16 protein-coding genes and 2 pseudogenes are annotated in these 20,005 nt (G+C 71.1%); 11 read left to right on the top strand and 7 right to left on the bottom strand.

Annotated elements, in window-relative coordinates; genetic code table 11:
* Nucleotides 1-145: 145 nt before the first annotated feature.
* Complete coding sequence (locus ACFYWY_RS09535; RefSeq protein ID WP_389182258.1) at nucleotides 146-1,321, bottom strand: acyl-CoA dehydrogenase family protein; 1,176 nt, start codon at nucleotides 1,319-1,321, stop codon at nucleotides 146-148.
* A gap of 306 nt (nucleotides 1,322-1,627) precedes the next feature.
* On the opposite strand from ACFYWY_RS09535, the gene ACFYWY_RS09530 reads away from it, so the two are divergent.
* Nucleotides 1,628-2,122: a DUF1269 domain-containing protein gene (locus tag ACFYWY_RS09530; protein ID WP_389182255.1), complete on the top strand. Its 495-nt coding sequence runs from the start codon at nucleotides 1,628-1,630 to the stop codon at nucleotides 2,120-2,122.
* Nucleotides 2,123-2,445: 323 nt separating this feature from the next.
* Here ACFYWY_RS09530 and ACFYWY_RS09525 read toward each other — a convergent pair.
* The 3 genes and pseudogenes from ACFYWY_RS09525 to ACFYWY_RS09515 all read right to left on the bottom strand — a co-directional run.
* Nucleotides 2,446-2,559 (bottom strand): annotated as a pseudogene (locus ACFYWY_RS09525) (Ada metal-binding domain-containing protein); the annotation flags it as partial.
* Between the two features lie 3 nt (nucleotides 2,560-2,562).
* Complete coding sequence (locus ACFYWY_RS09520; protein ID WP_389182253.1) at nucleotides 2,563-3,921, bottom strand: hypothetical protein; 1,359 nt, start codon at nucleotides 3,919-3,921, stop codon at nucleotides 2,563-2,565.
* A gap of 35 nt (nucleotides 3,922-3,956) precedes the next feature.
* Nucleotides 3,957-4,688 carry a Crp/Fnr family transcriptional regulator gene (locus tag ACFYWY_RS09515; protein WP_389182250.1) on the bottom strand — a complete coding sequence of 244 codons (732 nt, stop codon included), beginning with the start codon at nucleotides 4,686-4,688 and terminating at the stop codon, nucleotides 3,957-3,959.
* 528 nt (nucleotides 4,689-5,216) lie between these two features.
* Here ACFYWY_RS09515 and ACFYWY_RS09510 point away from each other — a divergent pair.
* Nucleotides 5,217-5,447, top strand: coding sequence for a hypothetical protein (locus ACFYWY_RS09510; protein WP_389182247.1), 231 nt, complete (start codon nucleotides 5,217-5,219; stop codon nucleotides 5,445-5,447).
* A gap of 34 nt (nucleotides 5,448-5,481) precedes the next feature.
* Entirely contained in the window at nucleotides 5,482-5,835 is a 354-nt protein-coding gene (locus ACFYWY_RS09505) for a hypothetical protein (protein ID WP_389182243.1), read from the top strand.
* Nucleotides 5,836-5,862: 27 nt separating this feature from the next.
* Here the strand turns inward: ACFYWY_RS09505 and ACFYWY_RS09500 are convergent, their stop codons facing one another.
* Nucleotides 5,863-6,249, bottom strand: coding sequence for a DUF5640 domain-containing protein (locus ACFYWY_RS09500; protein WP_389182240.1), 387 nt, complete (start codon nucleotides 6,247-6,249; stop codon nucleotides 5,863-5,865).
* Nucleotides 6,250-6,390: 141 nt separating this feature from the next.
* Here ACFYWY_RS09500 and ACFYWY_RS09495 point away from each other — a divergent pair.
* Nucleotides 6,391-6,774: pseudogene (locus tag ACFYWY_RS09495) on the top strand (hypothetical protein); the annotation flags it as partial.
* A 48-nt stretch (nucleotides 6,775-6,822) separates the two neighbouring features.
* Here ACFYWY_RS09495 and ACFYWY_RS09490 read toward each other — a convergent pair.
* Both ACFYWY_RS09490 and ACFYWY_RS09485 read right to left on the bottom strand, forming a co-directional pair.
* A complete protein-coding gene (locus tag ACFYWY_RS09490) occupies nucleotides 6,823-8,736 on the bottom strand; it encodes a caspase domain-containing protein (protein WP_389182237.1) in 1,914 nt (637 codons plus the stop codon).
* 1 nt (nucleotide 8,737) lies between these two features.
* On the bottom strand, nucleotides 8,738-12,376 hold the full coding sequence (locus tag ACFYWY_RS09485) for a CHAT domain-containing protein (protein ID WP_389182235.1): 3,639 nt from the start codon (nucleotides 12,374-12,376) through the stop codon (nucleotides 8,738-8,740).
* 386 nt (nucleotides 12,377-12,762) lie between these two features.
* Between ACFYWY_RS09485 and ACFYWY_RS09480 the strand changes: the two genes are divergently transcribed.
* From ACFYWY_RS09480 to ACFYWY_RS09450, 7 genes are all read left to right on the top strand, one after another.
* Nucleotides 12,763-13,803, top strand: coding sequence for a hypothetical protein (locus tag ACFYWY_RS09480; protein ID WP_389182232.1), 1,041 nt, complete (start codon nucleotides 12,763-12,765; stop codon nucleotides 13,801-13,803).
* Nucleotides 13,804-13,936: 133 nt separating this feature from the next.
* Nucleotides 13,937-14,719 carry a hypothetical protein gene (locus ACFYWY_RS09475; RefSeq protein ID WP_389182229.1) on the top strand — a complete coding sequence of 261 codons (783 nt, stop codon included), beginning with the start codon at nucleotides 13,937-13,939 and terminating at the stop codon, nucleotides 14,717-14,719.
* A gap of 39 nt (nucleotides 14,720-14,758) precedes the next feature.
* Nucleotides 14,759-15,649: a PP2C family serine/threonine-protein phosphatase gene (locus ACFYWY_RS09470; RefSeq protein WP_389182227.1), complete on the top strand. Its 891-nt coding sequence runs from the start codon at nucleotides 14,759-14,761 to the stop codon at nucleotides 15,647-15,649.
* The gene (locus ACFYWY_RS09465; protein WP_389182224.1) at nucleotides 15,631-16,881 is read left to right on the top strand and encodes a hypothetical protein; all 1,251 of its coding nucleotides are present in this window, start codon (nucleotides 15,631-15,633) and stop codon (nucleotides 16,879-16,881) included. The genes ACFYWY_RS09470 and ACFYWY_RS09465 overlap by 19 nt, the downstream gene beginning before the upstream one ends.
* A gap of 4 nt (nucleotides 16,882-16,885) precedes the next feature.
* Nucleotides 16,886-18,589: a dynamin family protein gene (locus tag ACFYWY_RS09460; protein WP_389182221.1), complete on the top strand. Its 1,704-nt coding sequence runs from the start codon at nucleotides 16,886-16,888 to the stop codon at nucleotides 18,587-18,589.
* Nucleotides 18,586-19,407, top strand: coding sequence for a C39 family peptidase (locus tag ACFYWY_RS09455; protein WP_389182218.1), 822 nt, complete (start codon nucleotides 18,586-18,588; stop codon nucleotides 19,405-19,407). Before ACFYWY_RS09460 ends, ACFYWY_RS09455 begins: the two co-directional genes overlap by 4 nt.
* On the top strand, nucleotides 19,404-20,003 hold the full coding sequence (locus tag ACFYWY_RS09450) for a hypothetical protein (protein ID WP_389182216.1): 600 nt from the start codon (nucleotides 19,404-19,406) through the stop codon (nucleotides 20,001-20,003). Before ACFYWY_RS09455 ends, ACFYWY_RS09450 begins: the two co-directional genes overlap by 4 nt.
* Nucleotides 20,004-20,005 lie beyond the last annotated feature (2 nt).

Genomic DNA, 20,005 nt, shown 5'->3' with positions numbered 1-20,005 from the left:
CCCAAAACCCCCCCCCCCCCCCCCCCCCCCCGGCGGGGGGGGCCGCCCCCCCCCCCCCCGCCCCCCCCCCCCCCCGGGGGGGGGGGGGCGCCCGCCCGGCCCCCCCCCCCCCCCCGCCCCTTTCCCATGTCCGGCAGACATGGCTTCAGAGAATATCGGTGCCCGGGTCGAGGCCGAGCAGCACCCGGCCCTGTACCTCGAGGTTCACATTGACCTGCGCCAGCGCGTGCAGCGAGAACCCGAGAATGTCACGGTGGAAGCGCTGGAACGGCACATTGCGCTTGATCACCGAAGCACCGCTCGCGGTGTACAGCAGCTCGACGGCCTCCTTGGCGAGCGAAGCGGCGAACGCGGTACGGCCGCGTATCAGAGCCTTCTCCTCGGTCGTCGGCGCCTCACCGGCGTCCGCGCGCTCCTGGAGCAGATCCAGCACCTTGCCCAGGAGTGCCGCACCGGCGTCGATCTTGTTGGCGGAGAGTGCAACCTGATGCTGCGTCAACGGGTGCTGCGCCTGGTCGTCCCAGGAGGTGTACGTGATGCCACGCCCCGGCAGCCGGTCCAGGAACAGCTCGCAAGCGCCTCTGGCCGTGCCGACGGCCATGGCGGCGTACATCGACATGATGAAAGTGACGACGCCGTAGTTCCGGCCTGCCTGGCCCTCATTCCAGCGGTCGCCGGTGGTGCCGAGCATGATGCCCTCGTAGGAAGCCACCCGCCGGGAGGGGACGAACACGTCCTTCGCCACCGTGGTGGCGCTGCCGGTGCCACGGCCCGCGGAGACGTCCCAGTCATCGACGATGGAGAGCTCGCTGAGCGGCACGGCGACAATGTACTCCTCCTGAGTGCCGTCCGGGTGCTCCAGCATCGCGGCGACGCAGTCCCAGTCGGCGGCGTGGCAGCCCGAGTTGTACGCCCAGCTACCGTTCAGGACGTATCCGCCTTCGGTCGGCACGAGCTTGCCCGTCGGCGCGAAGCCGATGGACGCTCGCACCGAGCCGCCGGCGAAGATCTCCTTCTGCGCCTCGTCCGGATACAGTCCGGCCATCAGCGCGCCCGTCAGCCACACCGTCATGTTCCACCCGGTCGACGGGCATCCGCGCGCGATTTCCTCCACCACCGCGGCCTGTTCGGCTGCGGACACCTCCAGGCCACCGAAGCGCGCCGGCACGGACATGCGGAACACCCCCGCCGCGTCGAGCAGCTGAAGATTCTGTTCCGGGACCCGTCCTTTCTCCTCCGCCTCTGTCCCGTTCTCCCTGAGCTGCGGAACAGCCGCACGCACGGCATCCAACAATTCAGTGAGTTCTTTCCGAGTGGTCACGTTTTTCCTCCGATTGGCTCGCAGATCCGCCGGACACCTCGCGGGGTTCAGCCCGCAAGCTACCGAGGCGTGTCCATGGGCCGGACTGCGCTCGTACTTCGCCTGTACTCGCCCCGGTAATCCGTCACTCTTGACGGCTTCTCGGATGCCGAGCAGTGCCGCGGAAACGCCACCCACGACAGGGGCCCGGCCGAAGGGCTCGGATGAGTACACCTACTCACCGGCACGGCCGTCGGGCATCTTCTGCCCTATGAAGGAATCCGGCATAAGGTTCAGATTCGCACCATCGGGATCAAGGAGGCATGGATGTCGGAACTGATCGTCATCGGCTACGACAATCCCGCAGTCGCGAAGAAGGCTTTCAGGGCGGTTCAGGAGCTGCAGAAGGACTTCGTGGTCGACCTGACCGGGCTCGCAGTGGTCTCGGTCGACCTGGACGGCGAGACTCACGTCGACACACCCGGCAAGAGCGAGAAGGTGGCCAAGTCGGCTGCCGCGGGCGCCCTGTGGGGCATGGTCTTCGGGATCGTCGTCCTCACGCCCGCAATGGGCGTGGTGGGTGCCGCCGCCGGGGGGCTCATCGGGAAGCTGAGCCAGATGGGAATCGACGACAAGTTCCGAGGGAGTGTCCACTCCCTCCTCCAGCCCGGCTCCGCAGCTGTCGTGATCATGGCTTCGAAGATCACCGACGACAAATTCGGTGCGGCCATGCACCAGTACGGCGGCACCGTCCCCTTGACGTCCCTCGCGGAGCAGGCCGAGAAGGAGCTCGCCGAGCAGCTCGCCGGCACCACCCAGTAGCAAAGCCTGGGCGCTACGTACGCTCGGCCACTGCGCGCGCAGGAAAGGACAACCTCGATGACGCCACGCGCGGAAGGTCGCTCAAGCACGCAACGATGGGCCACTGTTGCACGGTCAGCGACGTGTCGGACCATCGGCGGTCAGCAAACCGTCAGCATTGGTCTCGGAGGAGTCGCTGCGTCGTCGCGTGTCGGCTTTTGTTCGGGGTGTGGGCATGTTCTTCAAGGACTGCGCGCATCCCGGCCGCGGTGGACAGAGTGCCCGCATCCGTACAAGATCAGGTACCGGTGCGCGGCCGGAAAGCACGACCTTGGGGGGCCACCGCAGCTGGACCAGCGGTAGATCCGGGTGGTCAGAACACCGATGAAGAACCAGCCGTCGAAGGAGCCGTCCTTGGACTGGACGGCCCGAACGCAGCGCTCCGTGTCGGTGCGCATGGTTCAGGCATCGGGGACGGCGGAGGGTGTAGCCGGCGAAAAAGCGCCACAGCCTTCCTTTGCCAGGGCCGGGCCTTGGTCCCCTTGCGGGCTTAGTGCGGGCAGGGCACGGATCCAGGCCACGCCGGTGAAGCTCTTGGACGCGACATGGATCTCCGCGCGCCGGAACCCGGAGGCCGTCAGGCCGCTGTAGCCGTGGGAGACGAGGTCCTGGTAGAGCCCGTCCGAAAAGGCGACCACCAGGTGGGGTGCAGGGTCGTCGGCGAGGGCGCGACGCACGGGGTCGGAGTCGAGGACACGGAACAGGGCGACCACGGCGGAGCCCGCGTATCCGCTGTCCGCCTCGTGGACGATGCCCTGGTGGAGGCCAGCCCGCATCCGGACGCGCTTCGGGTGCGGGGCCGCGGCATTGGCGTCTGCCAGCGCCGAGGCGAGGCCGTCCAGGAGATCCGGCACGACCCGGGTCTCGTCGATGCCCGGCTCGAACACGAGCAGGTAGCCGTCGCCCTGCGCCTGTCTGCCGGACCTGTCCCAGACAATGCCGGCCCGCTCGCATGCCGCGCGCAGCGTCCGCAGCAGGACCCGCTGCAGCCGGATCATGTCGGTGTTGTCGCGGGCGCTGTACTTCTCGATATCAACGGCGAGACACAGGCGCCGCAGTCCCGGCGGCAGTTCCTCGTCGGCCGCCGAGGGACCGGCGTCCTCGTATGCGTCGAGTGCCCAGATGCCGGGCAGCGTCGTCTGCCGGTGGGCGAGCGGTGCGGCGGCCGGCCAGAGGTCGGCGGCCGCGAGCCGGAACGGTGTCTCATGCGGCGTCTCCGCCTCCCTGCGCCGGAACGCTCCGCCGAGCACCGGCTGTACGGTGACCGTGCTCAGGCTCAGCCTGCCGGACAGTTCGATCGCGTCCGCCGGGAGCCGGACGACGGCCTGCGCCCAGCGCCCGTCGGGGCGCAGCGCACCGCTCCGTCCCGGCGCCCGGAAGACCCACCGGAGCCGGCCCTTGCCGAGCCCGAACGCGGCGACCTCCGCCCCGTCGGCCGCGGTGCTGCCGGGGGCCGGGTGCAGGGTGACGGCGTGCGGACCGTCGTCGAGCAGGACGGTGAGGGTCGCCTCCCGGTAGTCGCGGCCGCCCGGCAACTCCTCGAGGTCGAAGGGAAAGCAGAGCAGGACGTCGCGTGGCGCTCCGGGACCGGCCGACGTGACGCCGTCGGTGACCGGGGGCAGGGAGTAGCCCAGGGGACGCCCCAGGGAAGCGCCCGCGACCCGGTCCCGTACGAGCTCTCCTCCTTTGGGCACTGCGGCGTTACGGGCGAACAGGTCGATGGTGGCCAGCACGTCGTCCCGTACGCCGTCTTGTCCCATGGTCCTGGCTCCCCTCGCCGCTTGTCCGGCTGTCGTCAGTCGTCGTCCGTCCCGGTCAGCCGGGCGGCCTTGTGCAGTCCGTCCGGCGAGAGGACGGTCAGCCGGCTGTAGCCGACCTGGATGACGCCCTTCTCGGCCAGTTGACCGAGGACGCCGTGGACGCTGCGCTCCCTGGCGCCGACCAGCCCCGCAATCTCCGCCTGGGTCAGGCGTGGCCCGATCAGGACGCCGCCGCCCTGCGGCCGGCCGTAGTCCTCGACAAGATCGAGAAGCACCCGGGCCACCCGGGTGGCCACCGGGCAGTTGCCGAAGTCGCCGCGGCGCCGCACCGACCAGCGGTTCTTGCGCACCAGCATCCGGCTCACCGCCAGGGCGGCCGCGGGATACCGATCCAGGCAGCCGAGGAAGTCCTGCTGCCCGATGCGCCGGGCGGTCACCGCGCCCGCCGCGGTGACGGTGGCTGACCGGGGCCTGTTGTCGAACGCGGCGAACTCCCCCACGAGTTCTCCGCCGAGCCGGACGGCCAGCAGCGCCGTGGCACCGTTCTCCGAGAGGGCCGTGACCTTGGTGACGCCGGTCACCAGCAGCAGGACGAACGTCTCCTGCCGGCCCTCGGCCAGCAGGATCTCGCCGGGGGCGTACGCGCGGGGCGTCCCCAGGGAGAGCAGACCCTTCGCGGCCTCCCCAGAGCGGGCGATCTCTGCCAGGAGCGTCCCGTGCGGCCAGCGGTTCTCGGGGTCCGGACCTTTGGTGTACTTCTCCGGCATCGCGGAACCTTCCCGGCCTTACCGGCACCTCGCAGCAGTCGTGACGTACGGCATCGTAATGCCCTGCCGAGCGCCAATGTCCTTGTTTTGTAGGGCGGTTGAGGATTCAGCACTGGTGCGGAGAGGATGCCGCCCCGGAAGGCGCATGCTGGCTGCACCGGGGGACGGCGGGGACGCGGCCGGAAAAGACGACTGAGTCCCCGCTCTCGCGCCGCCGACCGCCGGAGTCGCACCCTCAGAGCAGCGGATTTCGGGAACCAGTTCGCCGCCCTCGACAAGCACCTGGACTGGCCGGCACCCGAGTACCCGAGTACCCGACGCTGGATGACGCCGCGAAGCAGACCCTCATCGAGCGGATCACTGAGGACACTCACGAGTGGCTTGTCAGGAGTGGCTCGAAGGTATGAAGGAGGCGTGTGGCGAAGTCCCTGATGTGGCTGATCACCGGTCTGGCCATTGCGTTCGCAGCTGGGTGGGCGTTCGTTACGCTGCTGAGGGGGCCAGGACGCGAGCGGCACGTCCTCGATCGTGTCGATGATGTTCGGGGCCGTGGGCCTCGGGGTCGCGCTGATCGCCGCGGTCAAGGCGGTCCCGCAGCGGGATGATGCACGCAGCCTTGCCGAGAGCGCTGCCGCCACGCTTGCGGGAAACATCGAGGCCAGGGAACGCGAGCAACTGCGTGCCCTGATCGGGAGGGACGGTGTACGGCTCAACCTGTCCCCGCCGTCCCGACGACCGGCTCCCCGGCGAGGCTCTTGAACGTGGACAGCTGAATGAGGGCGGAGCCTCCCCGTTGCGCGGCGACGACGGCCACCCGTTGCCCGGCATCGCCAGGTACTACCAGGAGACCACGGAGCGCCGCCTGGTCATTACAGGCCCTCCTGGCGCTGGCAAGACGGCGCTGTCGCTGGAGTTACTGCTGGCCCTCATGGTGCTACGGCCGGAAGGACGCGTGCCCATGCGGGTGTCCCTGGCCCAATGGAACACCAGTGTGCCGTTCGAGGAGTTCCTGGCCGCCTGCGTGGTCAAGGCTGGCATTTCTGAGAAGAAGGCAGCCTGGATCAAGGAGCATCGGCTCCTGATTCCCATCCTGCCCCGACGGGCAGCAGTTGCCGCCCCCAGGCACCGCGCGCCCTGGCCGCGCTGAAGGCGCTGAAGGCACATCACCGGGGCCTCAGTTGAATGGCACGTAACTCTCGCCATCAAGGTACAAGTAGCCGTCCTGCCCGATGCCCCACTGGTACGTGTGCCCCGGCCCCACGTCCGGATACGTCGTGAGTTGGTTTCCGCTGACCGAGAAGCGGCCGGTGATGCGTACGCCTTTGATGTCCATGCTGTACGACCCGTCCCCGTTGAAGCTGTAGACGGAGGACCGGAAGCCGTCGGTGATGCCGCCGCTCCAGCTTCCGATCAGCGCGGCCGGGATGGCTGGCCCCTGGTCGGCCGGGCCGCCGCCGGCCGGAACACCGGGCCCCGCCGACGTCCCGTCCGCCCCGCCCTCGCCCCCGCCGCAGCCAGCGAGGGTGAGCAGGGCACAGAGCGCCACCGTAGGTACCAGCATGCATCGGGCTATCTTCACCAAGCCTCCAAGCGCCGCGACATACCGTGCGCCCTCAGCGTCCTCCCCGGCACCGGCCTCCCTGCCCCCGTCCGCCGCTGCGGGACGGCGTTGAGCCGTGCCGGCGACGACGGCAACTGGTCGATGCGCTGCCTTGAGGGCACGCTGGCCAAGGTCGGTAGGCGGGGTTCCCTGGCCGGGTTGCTGTCCGGCGGCGCCCTGGCGGTGGGTGCCGTCGGGCTGGTGGAGGAGGGCAAACTGCTACCAGCGGCAGATGGCGGGGTTCCAGGCGGTCACGGGGGCGACCGCCGGGAGATGAAGCGTGCCGGTGCGATGGCCAACCAGCGCGGCGCGGACCCGAATTTGCCGACCACAACGGCAGCGGACGCAGCCGAGGCCATGGTCGAACTGGCCAGAGCGGGATTCCGTACGGACCAGTCGATTTCCGCTGTGCGTGCGGCGCTTCAGCTCTCAGCTGCTGCCGGTGTAAACGCCGCAGATAGCAGTCGCTATCTCGGTGACATCATGGATCAATTCGGGTCCAGGGGCCGACCAGGCGTCGCGTTCCGCCGACATTCATGCGCCGGCCTCCCTGGGCCGCGGCAGGACGTCGGCGTGCACGGTGTGGACGCGGTAGTGGAACTCTTCGGCCCCTTCCATGGCTTGGTCCCTAAGTGCCTCCCACACCTCCTGCAGCAGCGGCATCAGGCCGGGGTCGGTGGCGTATGCGGCCCGGCGGGGCCCGACCGACGTGAGAACGCTCAGGTCCATCGGGCCGTCGCCGACGAGGACGTGCACGGTCTCGGGGCGCGGGCCGAGTCGTGGGACGTCCTGGGGCCATGTGATCCTGATCGGGGCCGTCGTGCGGGTGCTGCGGTGTGGCGCGCCGTGGGGTTCGAGGCGGTGGCCGCTGGGCTGGTCGTTGGTCACCAGAGCGGTCCTGCCGCTCAGTCCGACGCCGACCACCCAGAAGTACCGCGGCTCGCCCGAGTGGTTGGTCACGGTGACGCGGTATCGGTCCCTGTCGTACAGCCGCTCGCCAAACGCGTCCAGGGGGCGCCAGATGCCGCTGTGGGCCGGGGCCTCGATCTCGAAGCGGACCTGCACATCGGCGGACAGCAGAGCCGCGTTCTCCGGGTCGCGCAGGGCGCGCACCCGGTCGCCCCGCGCCAAGTCCTCCAGCAGTCCGGTGATCCGGGAGACCTGTGACGGGGTTGCCTCCATCGGCTCGCGGAAAGGCAAGTCGTCGCGGTTCAGCACGCTGGCAGTGCCGTTGTTGAGGAGAACGGTGGCGAAGGCCCGCCCGTCGTGGGTCTCGCACATCCGGGGAGAGTGGGCGAGTTCTCGGCGCAGCGCGTCGGCGAGTTGGCCGCTGCCGTCGACGCACACCAGCCGGCGGTCGTGGACGCGCAGCGGCAACGCGTACGAGCCCGGTGGCAGCTCCGCCGTGAACAGCCCTGCAAGAAGGGGTACTTCACCAGCGAGTGCACGGGCTTCCGACGGCGTACGCAGTACGGCGTCGCCTCCCTCCATTGCGTCCACGGTGGCCTGCACCGTCGCCTCCTCACTTTCGTCGGCCTCCCGGCCCGTGGGCTCCCGCCAGGGGTCGTCGCGCGGAAACACCATGCGCACACTGTCCTTCCGGTCGAGGCCGAACACGGCACCGCCGGGGACGATGAAGCGCCCGTCCCTTCGGACCAGGGGCAGCCGTTCCGGCTCCGAGCGCTCCTCCAGGGAGAACGGCAGCCGCCCGGAGGGCCCTCCGGCGTCGGGCCACTGCATCATCTGCTGCTGGTTGACGCGGTCGCGCACGCGGGCGATCAGTACCGACCACGGAACCTGATGCGCGGCGGGCGTGTCGAGCACGTCGGCCAGTGCGGCGGTGAACACCCCCTGGCGGCCGGCGGCCGGGCGGACCTCGGCCTCGAACGCCGAGCCGTGCTGCTGGCACGCCGTCAGCCGGACGACGTCAGGGACGAGCGGGGCGTTCCGGCGAGCGAGGGCGGCGGCCCGGGCGAGCCCGTCGTCGTGCGCGACCTTGGCCGGGGTCACCGACTTGAGCCGCCACCGGCCCGACTCCTGGGCGCCGTCCCGTACCGCTCCGCCGGAGTGGCAGCAGTCGAGCACGCACGTGACGTTGGGCGTGATGCGGGTGAGCACACGAACCATGGCGGTCAGTTCGGCGGCCAGAAACCCCCGGAAATCGGTGGGTGTGCTCTGTTCGATGTCGACGGGCACCAGATACTGCAGATCCCCTCGCAGCGAGCCGTGTCCCGAGAAGTACACGACGACTCCGTCGCCGTGCTGGGTGTCGCGGCACAGCTGTCGCAGTGCCTGTGTGATGCCCGCGTAGGAAGCCTCCTCCTCTACGCGGGCACGGATATCGGTGAAGCCGTGCTTCCCCAGCACCCTGTGCATGACTGCGACATCGGCATGCACGCCCGTCAGGTTGAACGTCTGGGCACCGATCAGCACCGCGCGCAGCGTCATGTCATACCCCCACATGAATGAAGGGCGCCCAGTGGTACGGGTGCCGGTCGTCTGCCTCCGTGGAGCGCAGCTGTTCGCTGTCCCTGGTCCCGGGGTGGGGCCAGGACCTGGACCGGGACGCCGGTCCCGGACGGACCCCGGCCCGGCCGGTGAGGGCCCGGAACTCCTCGTCCCGTTCGGCACCCGACAGGTCCCGCACCTCCAGCTGGGCCTTCGCCAGCGCCGTGGCGACGGAGGCCGTCGGGTCGTCCGCGAGACGGCGGTAGGTTCGGGTGATCACCAGGCAGCCGGTGCTGTCACGGACGGGCCAGAGCGAGACCACGGCGTGCCGCGCCCCGGTGATCAGGGCTGCCCGGGTCAGCCCGAGGACATCGCCACCCGCTGTGGCGGTACCGCGTCCGGTGTCGCAGGCGGACAAGGTGAGCAACTGAGGGGCATGAGCGGTGGCGAGCAGGTCGGCGAGACCGAAGTGGTCGTCACCGGCGAGCTGAAGCCGGCTGCGGTGGGGAGCGAGGTCGTCGACGAGCCCGTGGGTGGCGAGGTGGAGCAGCTCGCAGCCGCGCGCCGCCTCCAGCACCTCCTCGCGGGTCGCGGCGGGCCCGGTCAGCAGTCGGTGGCGGGGCAGCAGCCCGGCGATCTCCACTGCTTCGGCGGCGGTCCCGGGCAGTGCCGCCAGCCCGTGGCGAGGAGCGATGGCAGGGGCGCCGACCAGGAGCGCGTCGAGCTGTGACCAGGGCCGCTCCGGCGGCTGCTCGTGGAACCGAGTGAGGAGGGAGGCGGCGGGGACGTACGACACCTCATGGCCGGCGCCGAGGACGTCGCCGTTCCAGGGGAGTGCATGAAAGGGCAGGAGCGCGAGCCCGGCGGGCGGGACCACGATCACCTGCCGTCGGTCGCGGAGCAGCCGGCGGAAGGGCTCCAGCAGCAGCGCGGCCAGCTCCAGGCCGTCGGCTTCGCCGCCGCCGCCAGCGTCCCTCCCCGAGCACCAGGCGTGGAACCGGCGGGCGCTCGCGACCGTGCCGTGGGCCCACCGGCCGTTGCGCCGCGGGCGCAGCGTCTCGCGGCTCATGGCCCAGCCGACGAGGTCGTCGTCGTGAAGGTGGTATGTGAGGAGAAGGGCGTCCGGGGGCAGTGCGGCGGCCACGGCTGCGGCGTCCGGCGGCTCGGTGGTGTGCGACGCGGTGAACACGGCGGGGGCGAGCCTGCGTACCTCCGACTCGGCCGCGTCCAGGCCCCGTTCCACCTCGTCGATCCGACGTCTCCGCTCGTGTGCCGGCGTGGTGACCGCGCTGCTGCGGACGACCGCCGCCTCGGTCTCGAACTGCGCGGACCAGCGGATCTCGGCGGCAAACCAGTTCCTGACCGCGGCGCACGCCGCCGGGTCCTCACCCGCGGCGTCGAGGGCGTGCACGGCATCGAGGAAGCCGGAGCGGGTGCGCTCGGCCCGGTCGAAGGAGGCGGTGGCCGCGTCGGGTCCGCCGCCTTCCAGCAGGGACAGCACCGCGGCGTGGTGGAGGCCGGCCACCACCGCATCGTCGGCGGACGAGGCGCGCAGCGCGTCGCGCGCCAGCCTGACGCGGCGCTCTTCGTACGCCGCCAGCCCCCGCAGGGCGTGGCCGGCCGCCTTGTCGTACACGCGCCGCCCCAGCTCCAGGTCCGCGTGGAGCGCGGGCAGTTCCCACGGCTGCGCGGGTCCCGGGCCGTCAACGCCGATCTGCCGCACATGGGGTGCGGCGCGCTCGGGCTCCCCCACGCTCAGCCAGAGGGCGGCGGCCTGGATCGCGGAGAGGTGCTGCTCGATCGCCGCCACTTCGGCCCTGGCCGCGTCCGTGTCGCGCAGGTCGAGATGGGCGGAGCAGCGTACGAGTCCAGCGAAGAGCGGGTCAGTGATCCGTTCGGCCTCATGCAGGGTCTGGTGCGCGTGGAGATCGGCCTCAGTGTCCAGTCCTGCCGAACGGGCGCGCCGGGAGCGGAACCAGGTCTCCTGGGTGCGGGAGGTGAGGAGGTCGGACTCCAGCATGCCGAGCACGGTCCGTGCCCCGTCCATGACGGCCGAATTCGTACCGGCCGTATCCGTGGCGGTCAGAAGACTTCCCGCGACGTCGATCGCCAGCTGGGTCGAGGAGCGTGTGGCAGCGATCAGATCGGGGTCCCGCAGGGCGGACGCCTGGTCGTGGAGGACCTTGGCGCACTGGACGACGCCGAGGCACTCGGCCAGTGCGGGCGGCTCTCCCCGGTCGGTCCGCTGCTGGATGCGGTCGAGGTGTTCCTGCTGTTCCATGCCGGTGAGCACGAACGCGGCGAGGCGGTGGCTGGCCCGCTGGTAGATGTCCGCCGCAGCCCCGGCCTTCAGGTGCCCCTGGATACCCGCGGGCTCGCCGGTCAGCCGGCCCGCCAGCAGGCCGGCGCGCTTGCTCTTCATGATCTCGCCTTGCGCGCTCCAGTGCCGCGCACGGTCCTCGACGATGTGGCGCAGCCCCCGGAGCCACGACGTGCTTCCGTCCGTCGTCGCCCAGTTCACGACCTGCTCGGCGGCCTTGGACTCCGCCTCCCCCGCCTCCGCCGCTTCGATGAGGTCGAGCCCTCGGTGGACGCGGATCAGCGCCGCGCACGCGCCGTCACCGGCCACGACCGCCAATTCGAGGGCCTGGTCGAGGAGTTCGTGGCATTTCGCGTGCCGGCCAGCGAGCCGATGCGTGTGTGCGAGGCGCAGCAGCGCCGCCGCCCCACCGCGCGAGGAGCCCGCCGCACGGTACGACGCTGCGGCTCGCTCGTAGTTGTCGGCCGCCGCCGACAGCGCGTCCGAGTCCGGCGGAGTCGGTGCGACGGCGCAGTGTTCGGCCGCTCCCGGGGCGCCGAGCTCCCAGTCGCCGGTGAGGAGCGCTGCGAAGCCCTCGGCAGCGGGGCTGCCGGTGGCGTACTGCTCCGCGTGCCGCAGCAGGGGCGTCGCCGCCACCCGGTCGCCGGCCCGGACGCGGAGGTCGGCCGCGAGCAGCAGATGGTACGCGGTGGCGTCCGCGTGACCGCGGTCCATGAGCTCCTCGTACAGCCCGTCGAACCACTCCAACGGCTGCAGCACATCGTCCGCCAACTCCCGCTCGGTCCACGGCGTTTGTGCTCCGTACCGGAGGGTGCGGGCCCGTGCGGCGGCCGAGGTCGTGGCGTGGCCGAGCGTCATCCGGGCGGAGAGCAGGACGACGCCGACCTGTCCGGCGAGGTGTGCGCAGAACCGAACCGGCGGGTTCGTGATCGATGCGACGGCGGCCTCCATCCCGGAGCCGGCGTCGGTCAGCGCGCGGACGGCTTCCTGCCGGAGGGGGACGGGCACCGCGCCGGGCTGCCAGTTGTGCTCCATGGCGATAGCCGCGCTCCGCAAGGCCTTTTCCAGCTGTGCGTGATCGGGCGCCGTGGGCGTGGAGGGCACCAGGAGGGCCAGGGCCCGTTTGGGCTCGCCCGCCGCGAGCGCCGCAGCGGGCGCGAGCCATCCGTCCCACATGGTGTCCTGGGTACCCGGTTCCCCGGAGAGGTACGGCGCCGGGTCGGTGCCCCTCTGTTCGGTCAGCAGCAGCCCGATCAACCGCTCGTGGGCTTCGTCGGCTCCCCCGTCCCCGGCCACGACCCCTCGCTTGGTGCTGGCCACGCTTCCCCCCTGTCCCCGCGGTATGAGCCGGGACCTTGATACCGCACCACTCCCGTGGCCGATTCCGCAATACGACGGGTTGTCCGCCGCTGGTGGATGGCATGTTGCAGACCCGGTCCGGAGCCGCGTGCATATGGGGGGCGAGCGCCATGGAGCAGCTGTTGCAGCAAGTCAGGAGGGGTTTGTCGCTCGTGCGACGCGGAGCGGCGCCCGGCGCACAACAGCGTTCCCGCGCGCCCTCGAAAACCTTCACGCCCCTGCGCGTGGCTTCGAGTTGTCCGACAACCACACCCGTGGCCGACTGTGCCCTGCCACTCTGTTCCGGGTCGGCACACAGGGGCGGAAACCGGCCCTGGACGACATCGGGGGAACATTCGGGGGGACACATGACATGGGCGGTCAAACGCGCCCTGGCGACGCTGGTGGCGGTGCTGTTCCTGACGGTCCCCTTGGTGGGGGCTTCGGCGGGCGACGGCACCCCGGTTCCGGACTGGCTGGACCAGACCGCGAGAGAGATCGATGCGGCCAAGGGACACGGCACTCTTGTGGTGAAGGTCGAGCAGCCGCTCGCCCTGGGCAACGGCGATGTGCGGACGGGCATGGAGCGCGTCGTCGGCGCCAAGACGAAGCACAACGTGAGTCTGGTGGTCGTTCAGACGGGCCGCGACAGCGGGCCGGGCGGCGCCGTGCTCCTGCTGCTCGCGGACGGACGGGCAGTCGTCCCCGAAGGCGCGCGGATCAGCACACTGCCCGAGGACGTCCTGCAGTTCGCCCAACGTCTGGGGCTCTGTGCCCACGACGGAGGCAGCCTGTGCCAACTCCTCAACCGGCCCAATGAACAACAGGTCCAGGTAAAGGACGTCGGGCTCCCCAAATCCGATCCGCGCATGGCGCCGGACGAGCGGGCGGCACTCGAAAAGGCCAAACACCCCATGGACGTCAAGCCGCACCGGATCACACTCCCCTCCGGAGGAGGGGAAGGCATCGGTCCGGCCGGAATGCTGCTGCTGACGCTTCTCGCCGCCGGTGCCGCACTGTTCGTCCTGGCGGTGCTCAGGACCAGGTATCGGCTCCCATCCGTCGCCGGGCCCGCGCCCACCGCTTGGCCGGCACCCGTCTCTTGGCCCGCCGGCACCGCCGGACCCGTGCCCGCGCTGCCGCGGCGCCCGCCGAGCCGGTCGTGGCCCGCGGACCAGGCAGAGCCCGGCCCGGGCGGCCCACGCGCCGTGCCGGACGGCCCCGTCCGCCGGGCGACCGTACGCACAAGCCTGCACCCCCAGGGATATGTCGAACTGGACGGCTGGCTGTACCGCGCGAGCTGGGCCGAGCCGTATCTGGACCCGCCGGCCCCCGACGCGACCGTCGACGTCACCGACCGCCGGGCCAGAATCCTTCTGGCCTACGCGCGCGGGGACTCCCGCCCCTGACTCCCGCGCCGGAGACGGACGCCGGGACACCGGCACCAAAGATCAGCACCCACCTGCCTGCGCGCGGAGCCGCGCGTACCGCGCAGAGCGACAACCGCACGACATCACGGACACGACAAGAGGATCCCGTCCCATGAACCCAACGATTCCGGGCCCGCCGCCCACGCCGCCGCAGGAGCTGCCCACCGCGTACGCGGACATCGAGTTCGGCAACAACGCGCAGCGGCTGCCGCTCCTGCTGTGCCTGGACATCTCCAGCTCCATGGCGGGCGAGCCGATCCGGCTGCTCAATGAGGCGCTGACCCTCTGGGGGCGCGAGATCCAGGAGGACGTGGGGCTCAGCTCCAGCGTCGAGATCGCCCTGGTGACCTTCGGCGGCACGGGAATCGGAGTCTGGCAGGGCCCGCATCTCCTCGACCCGCGGGCCACGGCCAGTCCCTTCGTGGCCGCCCACCAGTTCCGGCCGCCTCAGCTGTCGGCCTCCGGCGTCACGCTGCTGACCGAGGCCGTGGAGACCGGGATGCGCCTGGTGGCTGCGCGGAAGACACAGCTGCGCCGCTCCGGGCTCCAGTACTACCGCCCTCAGATCTGCCTGGTGACCGACGGTCTACCGACCGACAGCCAGGGGATGGCCACAGACGCGTGGCGCCGGCTCGTGCCGACGCTCGCTGCCGAACAGGACGCCAAACGCTTCCGCTTCTATGCCTTCGGTATCGGCGGTATCAGCGAACGCGGCCAGCAGGTGTTGCGGGAACTGGCGCCCAAGTACCACGCCACGCTCAAGGGTTTCCCGTTCCGTGACCTGCTGCAGACCATGTCGGCGAGCGCGAGCGCCGAACAGCAGGGCGCGGAGGAAGAGACCTTCGAGCAGTTGTTCAACCGGTTCAAGACTCAGCGTTCTGCCTGGGACTCCTGAGCGGCGGCGGCGAGCGGCGAGGGGTGAGGGGCGATCGAGGTGACGAGGGCAACGGAAACCGGACGCGTCCAGGGCCGGGTGTGGCGGGTGCACGGCATGAGCGTGCAGGGATATCGGCACGCCCAGCAGGGGATGCCCTGCCAGGACGCCTGGGGGGAGTCGCACACCGGCCCGCCCCATGCCCGGATCACGGTCCTGACGGTGGCGGACGGCGCGGGCAGCAGACCACGTTCGCAGGAGGGTGCGCGGCTGGCGGTGCAGCTGGCCACGTCGGTGTTCGGGGCGCGGCTGGGCGAGCGGGAGGGCGCGCCGCGGGACGCCGAGGACCTCCGCGCACAACTGCGGGACGCTTTCCTGGAGGTGCTGGACGCGTTCCTCGACGGCACATGGGCACTGTCCGGCGACGGCGCGGGCGGCCCGGCGGACTTCGCCACCACCCTAACCGTGGTGGTGCTGGGTCCCGGCTGGCTGGGCTACACCACGCTGGGGGACGGATTCGTGGTGCTGCGGGCCGGTGAGGAGAACGGCGAACCGCAGTTCCATCTGCTGCCGCAACCCGAGTCGGCGGGCGAGTACGGCAACGAGACCACGTTCCTCAGCTCGGCGGACGCCGCGCTGAGGGTGCGGATCGCCTGCGTACGGGACGACGGCATCGACGGCGTCATGCTCTCCACCGACGGCTTGGCGCAGGCCGCGCTGTCCCGTGCACGAGGACCGGTATCGCTGGCCAACCGCTCGTTCGCCGCCTCGGTGCTGCGCTCGCTGGACCGTCCGGGCCCGGACCCGCGGGCCGACGCCCGGGAGCTGGAGGCGCTGCTGCTGTCGGACCGGCTCACCGCACTCAACGCCGACGACAAGACGCTGGTGCGGGCGGTCCGTACGACGGATGGCCCGGAGGGAGGGGAGCTGCCGTGGCGGGACGGAAGGTAGTTCTGGACGGACGGCCGGTGGTCCTCCTGGACCCGCCGCTGGGCTCGGGGCTGGAGGCGGCGGTCCATCCGGTGGAGGGCGCCGATGACCTGGTGGTGAAGGTCTACCACCAACCCGACGCAGCGCGCGAGCACCGGCTGCGGCGGATGCTGGCGCTCAACCCGCTGGCCGGGCGCCCGGTGGACGGTGGGCAACCCCCTGAGCTGGCCTGGCCGGTGGGGCTCGTGCACGGTACGGACGGCGGCTTCCTCGGCTACGGCATGGGGCGCTTCGCGGGGCCCGAACACATCCAGCTCATGGCGCTGTTCAGCCGGGAACAGCGACTGCTCAGATTCCCGGCAGAGGCCGACTGGCGGTTCCTGCTCGGTATCTGCTGGAACCTGGCGTTCATGACGGCCAGGCTGCACCACGAGGGCCTGGTCATCGGCGACTTCTCGGCGAAGAACGTCGTCGTCGACCAGCGCGGGTTCGCTACGTTCCTCGACTGCGACTCGATCGGCTTCACCGACCGTGTTGAGCCGTTCCCGGCCACCCTGCACACGCCCGACTACGCCGCCCCGGAACGGCTGCTGGGCGCGCCCGGAAGCACGTCGAGCGACGACTTCGCGCTGGCCGTACTCGTCTACCAGTTGCTGACCGCCGGGTACCACCCGTTCGGCGGCGTGCCCCGGGACAGCGAGGACGACGTACAGATCTCCGACAACATCAAGGCCAGCCGCTCGTTCGTCGTACGGCCGGAATCGGTGATCAAACCGCGCGGAAGGCTCGATCCAACGGTGCTGCCGCCGGCCATTCTGACACTGGCCCGGCAGGCGTTCGGACCCGGGCTGGGGGACACGGCCCAGCGCCCGACGTCCCGGCAGTGGCTGGCGGCGCTGGAGGAGTCGCGCGAGGAGGGCGCGATCACGGTCTGCCCGCGTCGGCCGAGGCACGCTCACGGGGCCCATCTGACGAGCTGCCCGTGGTGCGACCGGGCCGAGTCGACAGGGCACGACGCCTTCAACGCGCCGGAGCCGGCGCGGCAGGCGCCCTTCGTCACGCCACCGCCACCGCCACCGCCGCCGCCACCGCAGGCGCCACCGCAGGCGCCACCGCAGGCGCCACCGCAGGCGCCACCGCCACCGGTTAAGCCCGACATCTCAGTGCCGGATTGGGTGAAGGGCTGCCTGAAGGTGGCGTTGTTCGTGGTGCTGTGGCTCATCATGCACGACCTGTTCCTCTCGGACTGGTGACGGCGTGACGGACACCCTCGTTCCGGCGAGCGCCGCGGGCCCCCACGGCCGGGTGTTCACCCGACTTGCCGAGGAGCTCGGCCCCGCAGGCCCGGAAGCCGGCAACCTGCCCGTCATCCTGGGTGCCGCACGGGCGCGCATGGCGCAGCCCATGCGGGTGGCGGTGGCGGGCCAGATCAAGCGCGGCAAGTCGACACTGGTCAACGCCCTGCTCGGCGAGGAGGTCTGTGAAACCGGTCAGCTGGAGCTCACCTTCAATGTCTCGGAGTTCCACCACGCGGAGCGGCCACGGCTGCTGGTCCACTTCAAGGACGGCCGCCCGGCCGAGGAGTGGCCGCCCGATGCCCTGTCCCGGGTGACCGTGCGTGACGCCGGGGGGCTGCGGCAACTGCGTGCCATTCGCAAGGTCGAGGTGGGCCGGCCCAGCGCGCTACTGCGCCGATTCCGGATCGTGGACACTCCGGGGCTGGGCAGTGTGCACGGGACCGATGCCGACAACACCCTGTCCTTCCTCGGCATCGACGATCCGGTGGAGCGGGAGGACGCCTCCCGGGTGCTCGAGGAGCTGGGCGGGGACGCCCGGTCGGTGCACGCCCTGAGCGCGGCCGAGATGGACCGGGCCGACGCCGTCGTCTTTGTCTTCAGCCGCGGTCTGGGCCGGGCCGACCAGCAGGCGGTCGACAGCTTCGCCGGAGCGTACGGGGCGATCGTGAGCCCGCTGAAGGCGTTCGGAGTGCTCTCGCGCAGCGACCAGTACTGGCCTCCCGTGGGCGAGACCGGCCCCGACGGGATGCCCGCCGACCCCTTGGACTACGACCCGATGGCGACGGCCCGCCGCATCGCCGATTCGTACGCGCAACGGCCCGCCGTGCGGCGGGTGTTCCGCACGGTCGTGCCCGTCGCGGGCCTGCTCGGCATCGCCGCCCAGCGCATGCCTTCGGAGGCGTTCGGACCGCTGTCGGAGCTGGCGAAGGTGCCGTCCCGGCGGCTCGCGGACCTCATGGAGGACGTCAGTCTCTTCTGTGGCCGCGAGTATCCGCAGCTGCCGGTCCCGGCCCGGGTCCGCGCCGATCTGGTCGACCGGATGGGGGCGTGGGGTGTCTTCCTGGCCTGCGGCTGTCTGCGGGAGGGCCTGGGTGAGGAAGCGGTACGCCGGACTCTGCTGGAGCGCAGCGGCGTACTCGCACTGCGGGAGCTCGTCCTGCGGCACTTCGGCAACCGGGCCGGGCTGATCAAGCTGGACCACGGCCGGCGCGAGATCGCCGACGAGGTGTCCCGGCTGCGGGCCACGGCGCAGCTCACCGGGCAGCCTGTGCCCGCCGCGGCGGACCGGGTGGCCGCCCTGCTGGAGCGGCTCCAGGTCACCGACCCGGGGCCGGCGGAACTGGCCGCGCTGGGCGCGTACTACGACGGCGGGCTCGACCTGACGGCGGAGCAGGAGTCCCAACTGCTGGCGGTCACCGGTGAACACGGCACGAGCTGTGCGGCCCGGCTGGGCCTGCCCGCCGGCACGCCGGTCGACACCCTGCTGGCGGTGGCCCGCCGCCACGCCGCGCAGTGGGCCGTGCTCTGCTCCGACCCGCTGGTCGACCGGCCCACGCTTGCCGTGGCGCGGGCTGTGCTGCGCTCCTACGAGCGGGTGGCGGACCAGATCGGCCGGGCCCGGGCGCTGCTGTACGGGAACGACGACGAAGGGACGGGGCAATGAGCTGGGAACCTGACGACCCGGGCGCCGGTGCCGGATTCGACCCCATGGGCGAGGTGGACCTCACCGACTACATGGATCCGTCGTCCCCGATCAATCTGACCGACCAGATACTCCTGGGCGACCCGGTGGACCAGTCGGCTGTGACGGTCCCCTTCGACGGCAGCGGGGCGGAGGCGCCGTACCCCGGTCCGGCCCTCGGCGGGGTCCCCGACCTGCCGAACTTCGATCCGGCGCAGAGCGATCCCGCGGCCGTCTCCGGGACTCCCGGTGAGGCCATGGAGGTATGGCGCCAACACACCGGTGAGAACGCCTGTGCCATCGGTGCGCAGGGCATGGTCCTCACCTATCTCACCGGCCAGGAGTTCAGCGAGGAGCAGCTCACCCACGAGGCGGCGAGCATGGGCTGGTTCCATGGTTCCGGTACCGCGCCCGCCGATGTGGGGAATCTGCTGGAGCACCACGGTCTCCCGGTCGAGCATGTGGAGGGGGCGTCCCTTCAGCAGCTGGAGCAGGTGGTCGCGAGCGGCGGGGCGGCCATCGTGGGGGTCGACTCCAGTGAGATCTGGACCCCCGGGTACGACCCGTCAGACGACCCCGTGGGCGGTGTGCCGGGCATTCCGGGCCAGAACGCCGACCATGCCGTGTGGGTCACCGGCTTCGACCACAGCGACCCGGCCAACCCGATGGTGATACTCAACGACTCGGGGCATCCGGACGGCCAGGGTCTGGCGGTCACGCTGGAGGAGTTCATGGGCGCGTGGCAGGACTCCGGCAACCTGCTGGTGGCAGCCGGTACCCCCGGGGCGGTCTCACGATGACCCGTACCGAGCCCGGCACGAGCCGCGCCGATCGTGGACTGCCGCGCTGCGAGGACCTCGTCGGAACACTGCGCCGCTCACGGACCTTTCGCGAGCTCGCGCCCATGGAGTGCGGCATCGGCTGGCCCGTTCCGATCGCGGTGATCCAGGATGGCGAGCCGCAGGTCTTCGCCCGGCTGCCGCTCTTCGTCCTGCGTCCCGATCCGGCCGGCGGCGCCGACCTCTTCCCGCCGTTCGCCACGGCCACACTCGAGTGGTCGACCGGGCGCCTCGTCGAGTACACCGATCTGCGCTTCAAGGAGCCGCACCGCTCCTGGCAGGAGTGGGCGCACCCGATCGGCCGCTTCCCCCACCCCGCCGTCGAGGGGCTGTCGAACGCCGGATACCGCGCGCTGCGGACCCGGTTGTTCGGCCTGTACGACGAACTCTTCGCCGCGTTCTCGCTGGGGCGGCAGCCCGACGGGGCGGCGACCGCGGAGTTCCGCGAGCTGCTGGGCCGGCTGCTGGAGCCCTGCCTCGTCCGCTCCTACCGGCGACTCGCACCGAAGTTCCTCCGGCAGTACCTGCCCGGCGACCATCTGCCCGACGAAGGGTGAAC

Origin of the sequence: Streptomyces sp. NPDC002870, assembly GCF_042888505.1 — a bacterium.
Classification (GTDB): Bacteria; Actinomycetota; Actinomycetes; order Streptomycetales; family Streptomycetaceae; genus Streptomyces.
Note: the sequence above shows the minus strand (reverse complement) of the source record. Positions and strands in the feature narration are given on the sequence as shown.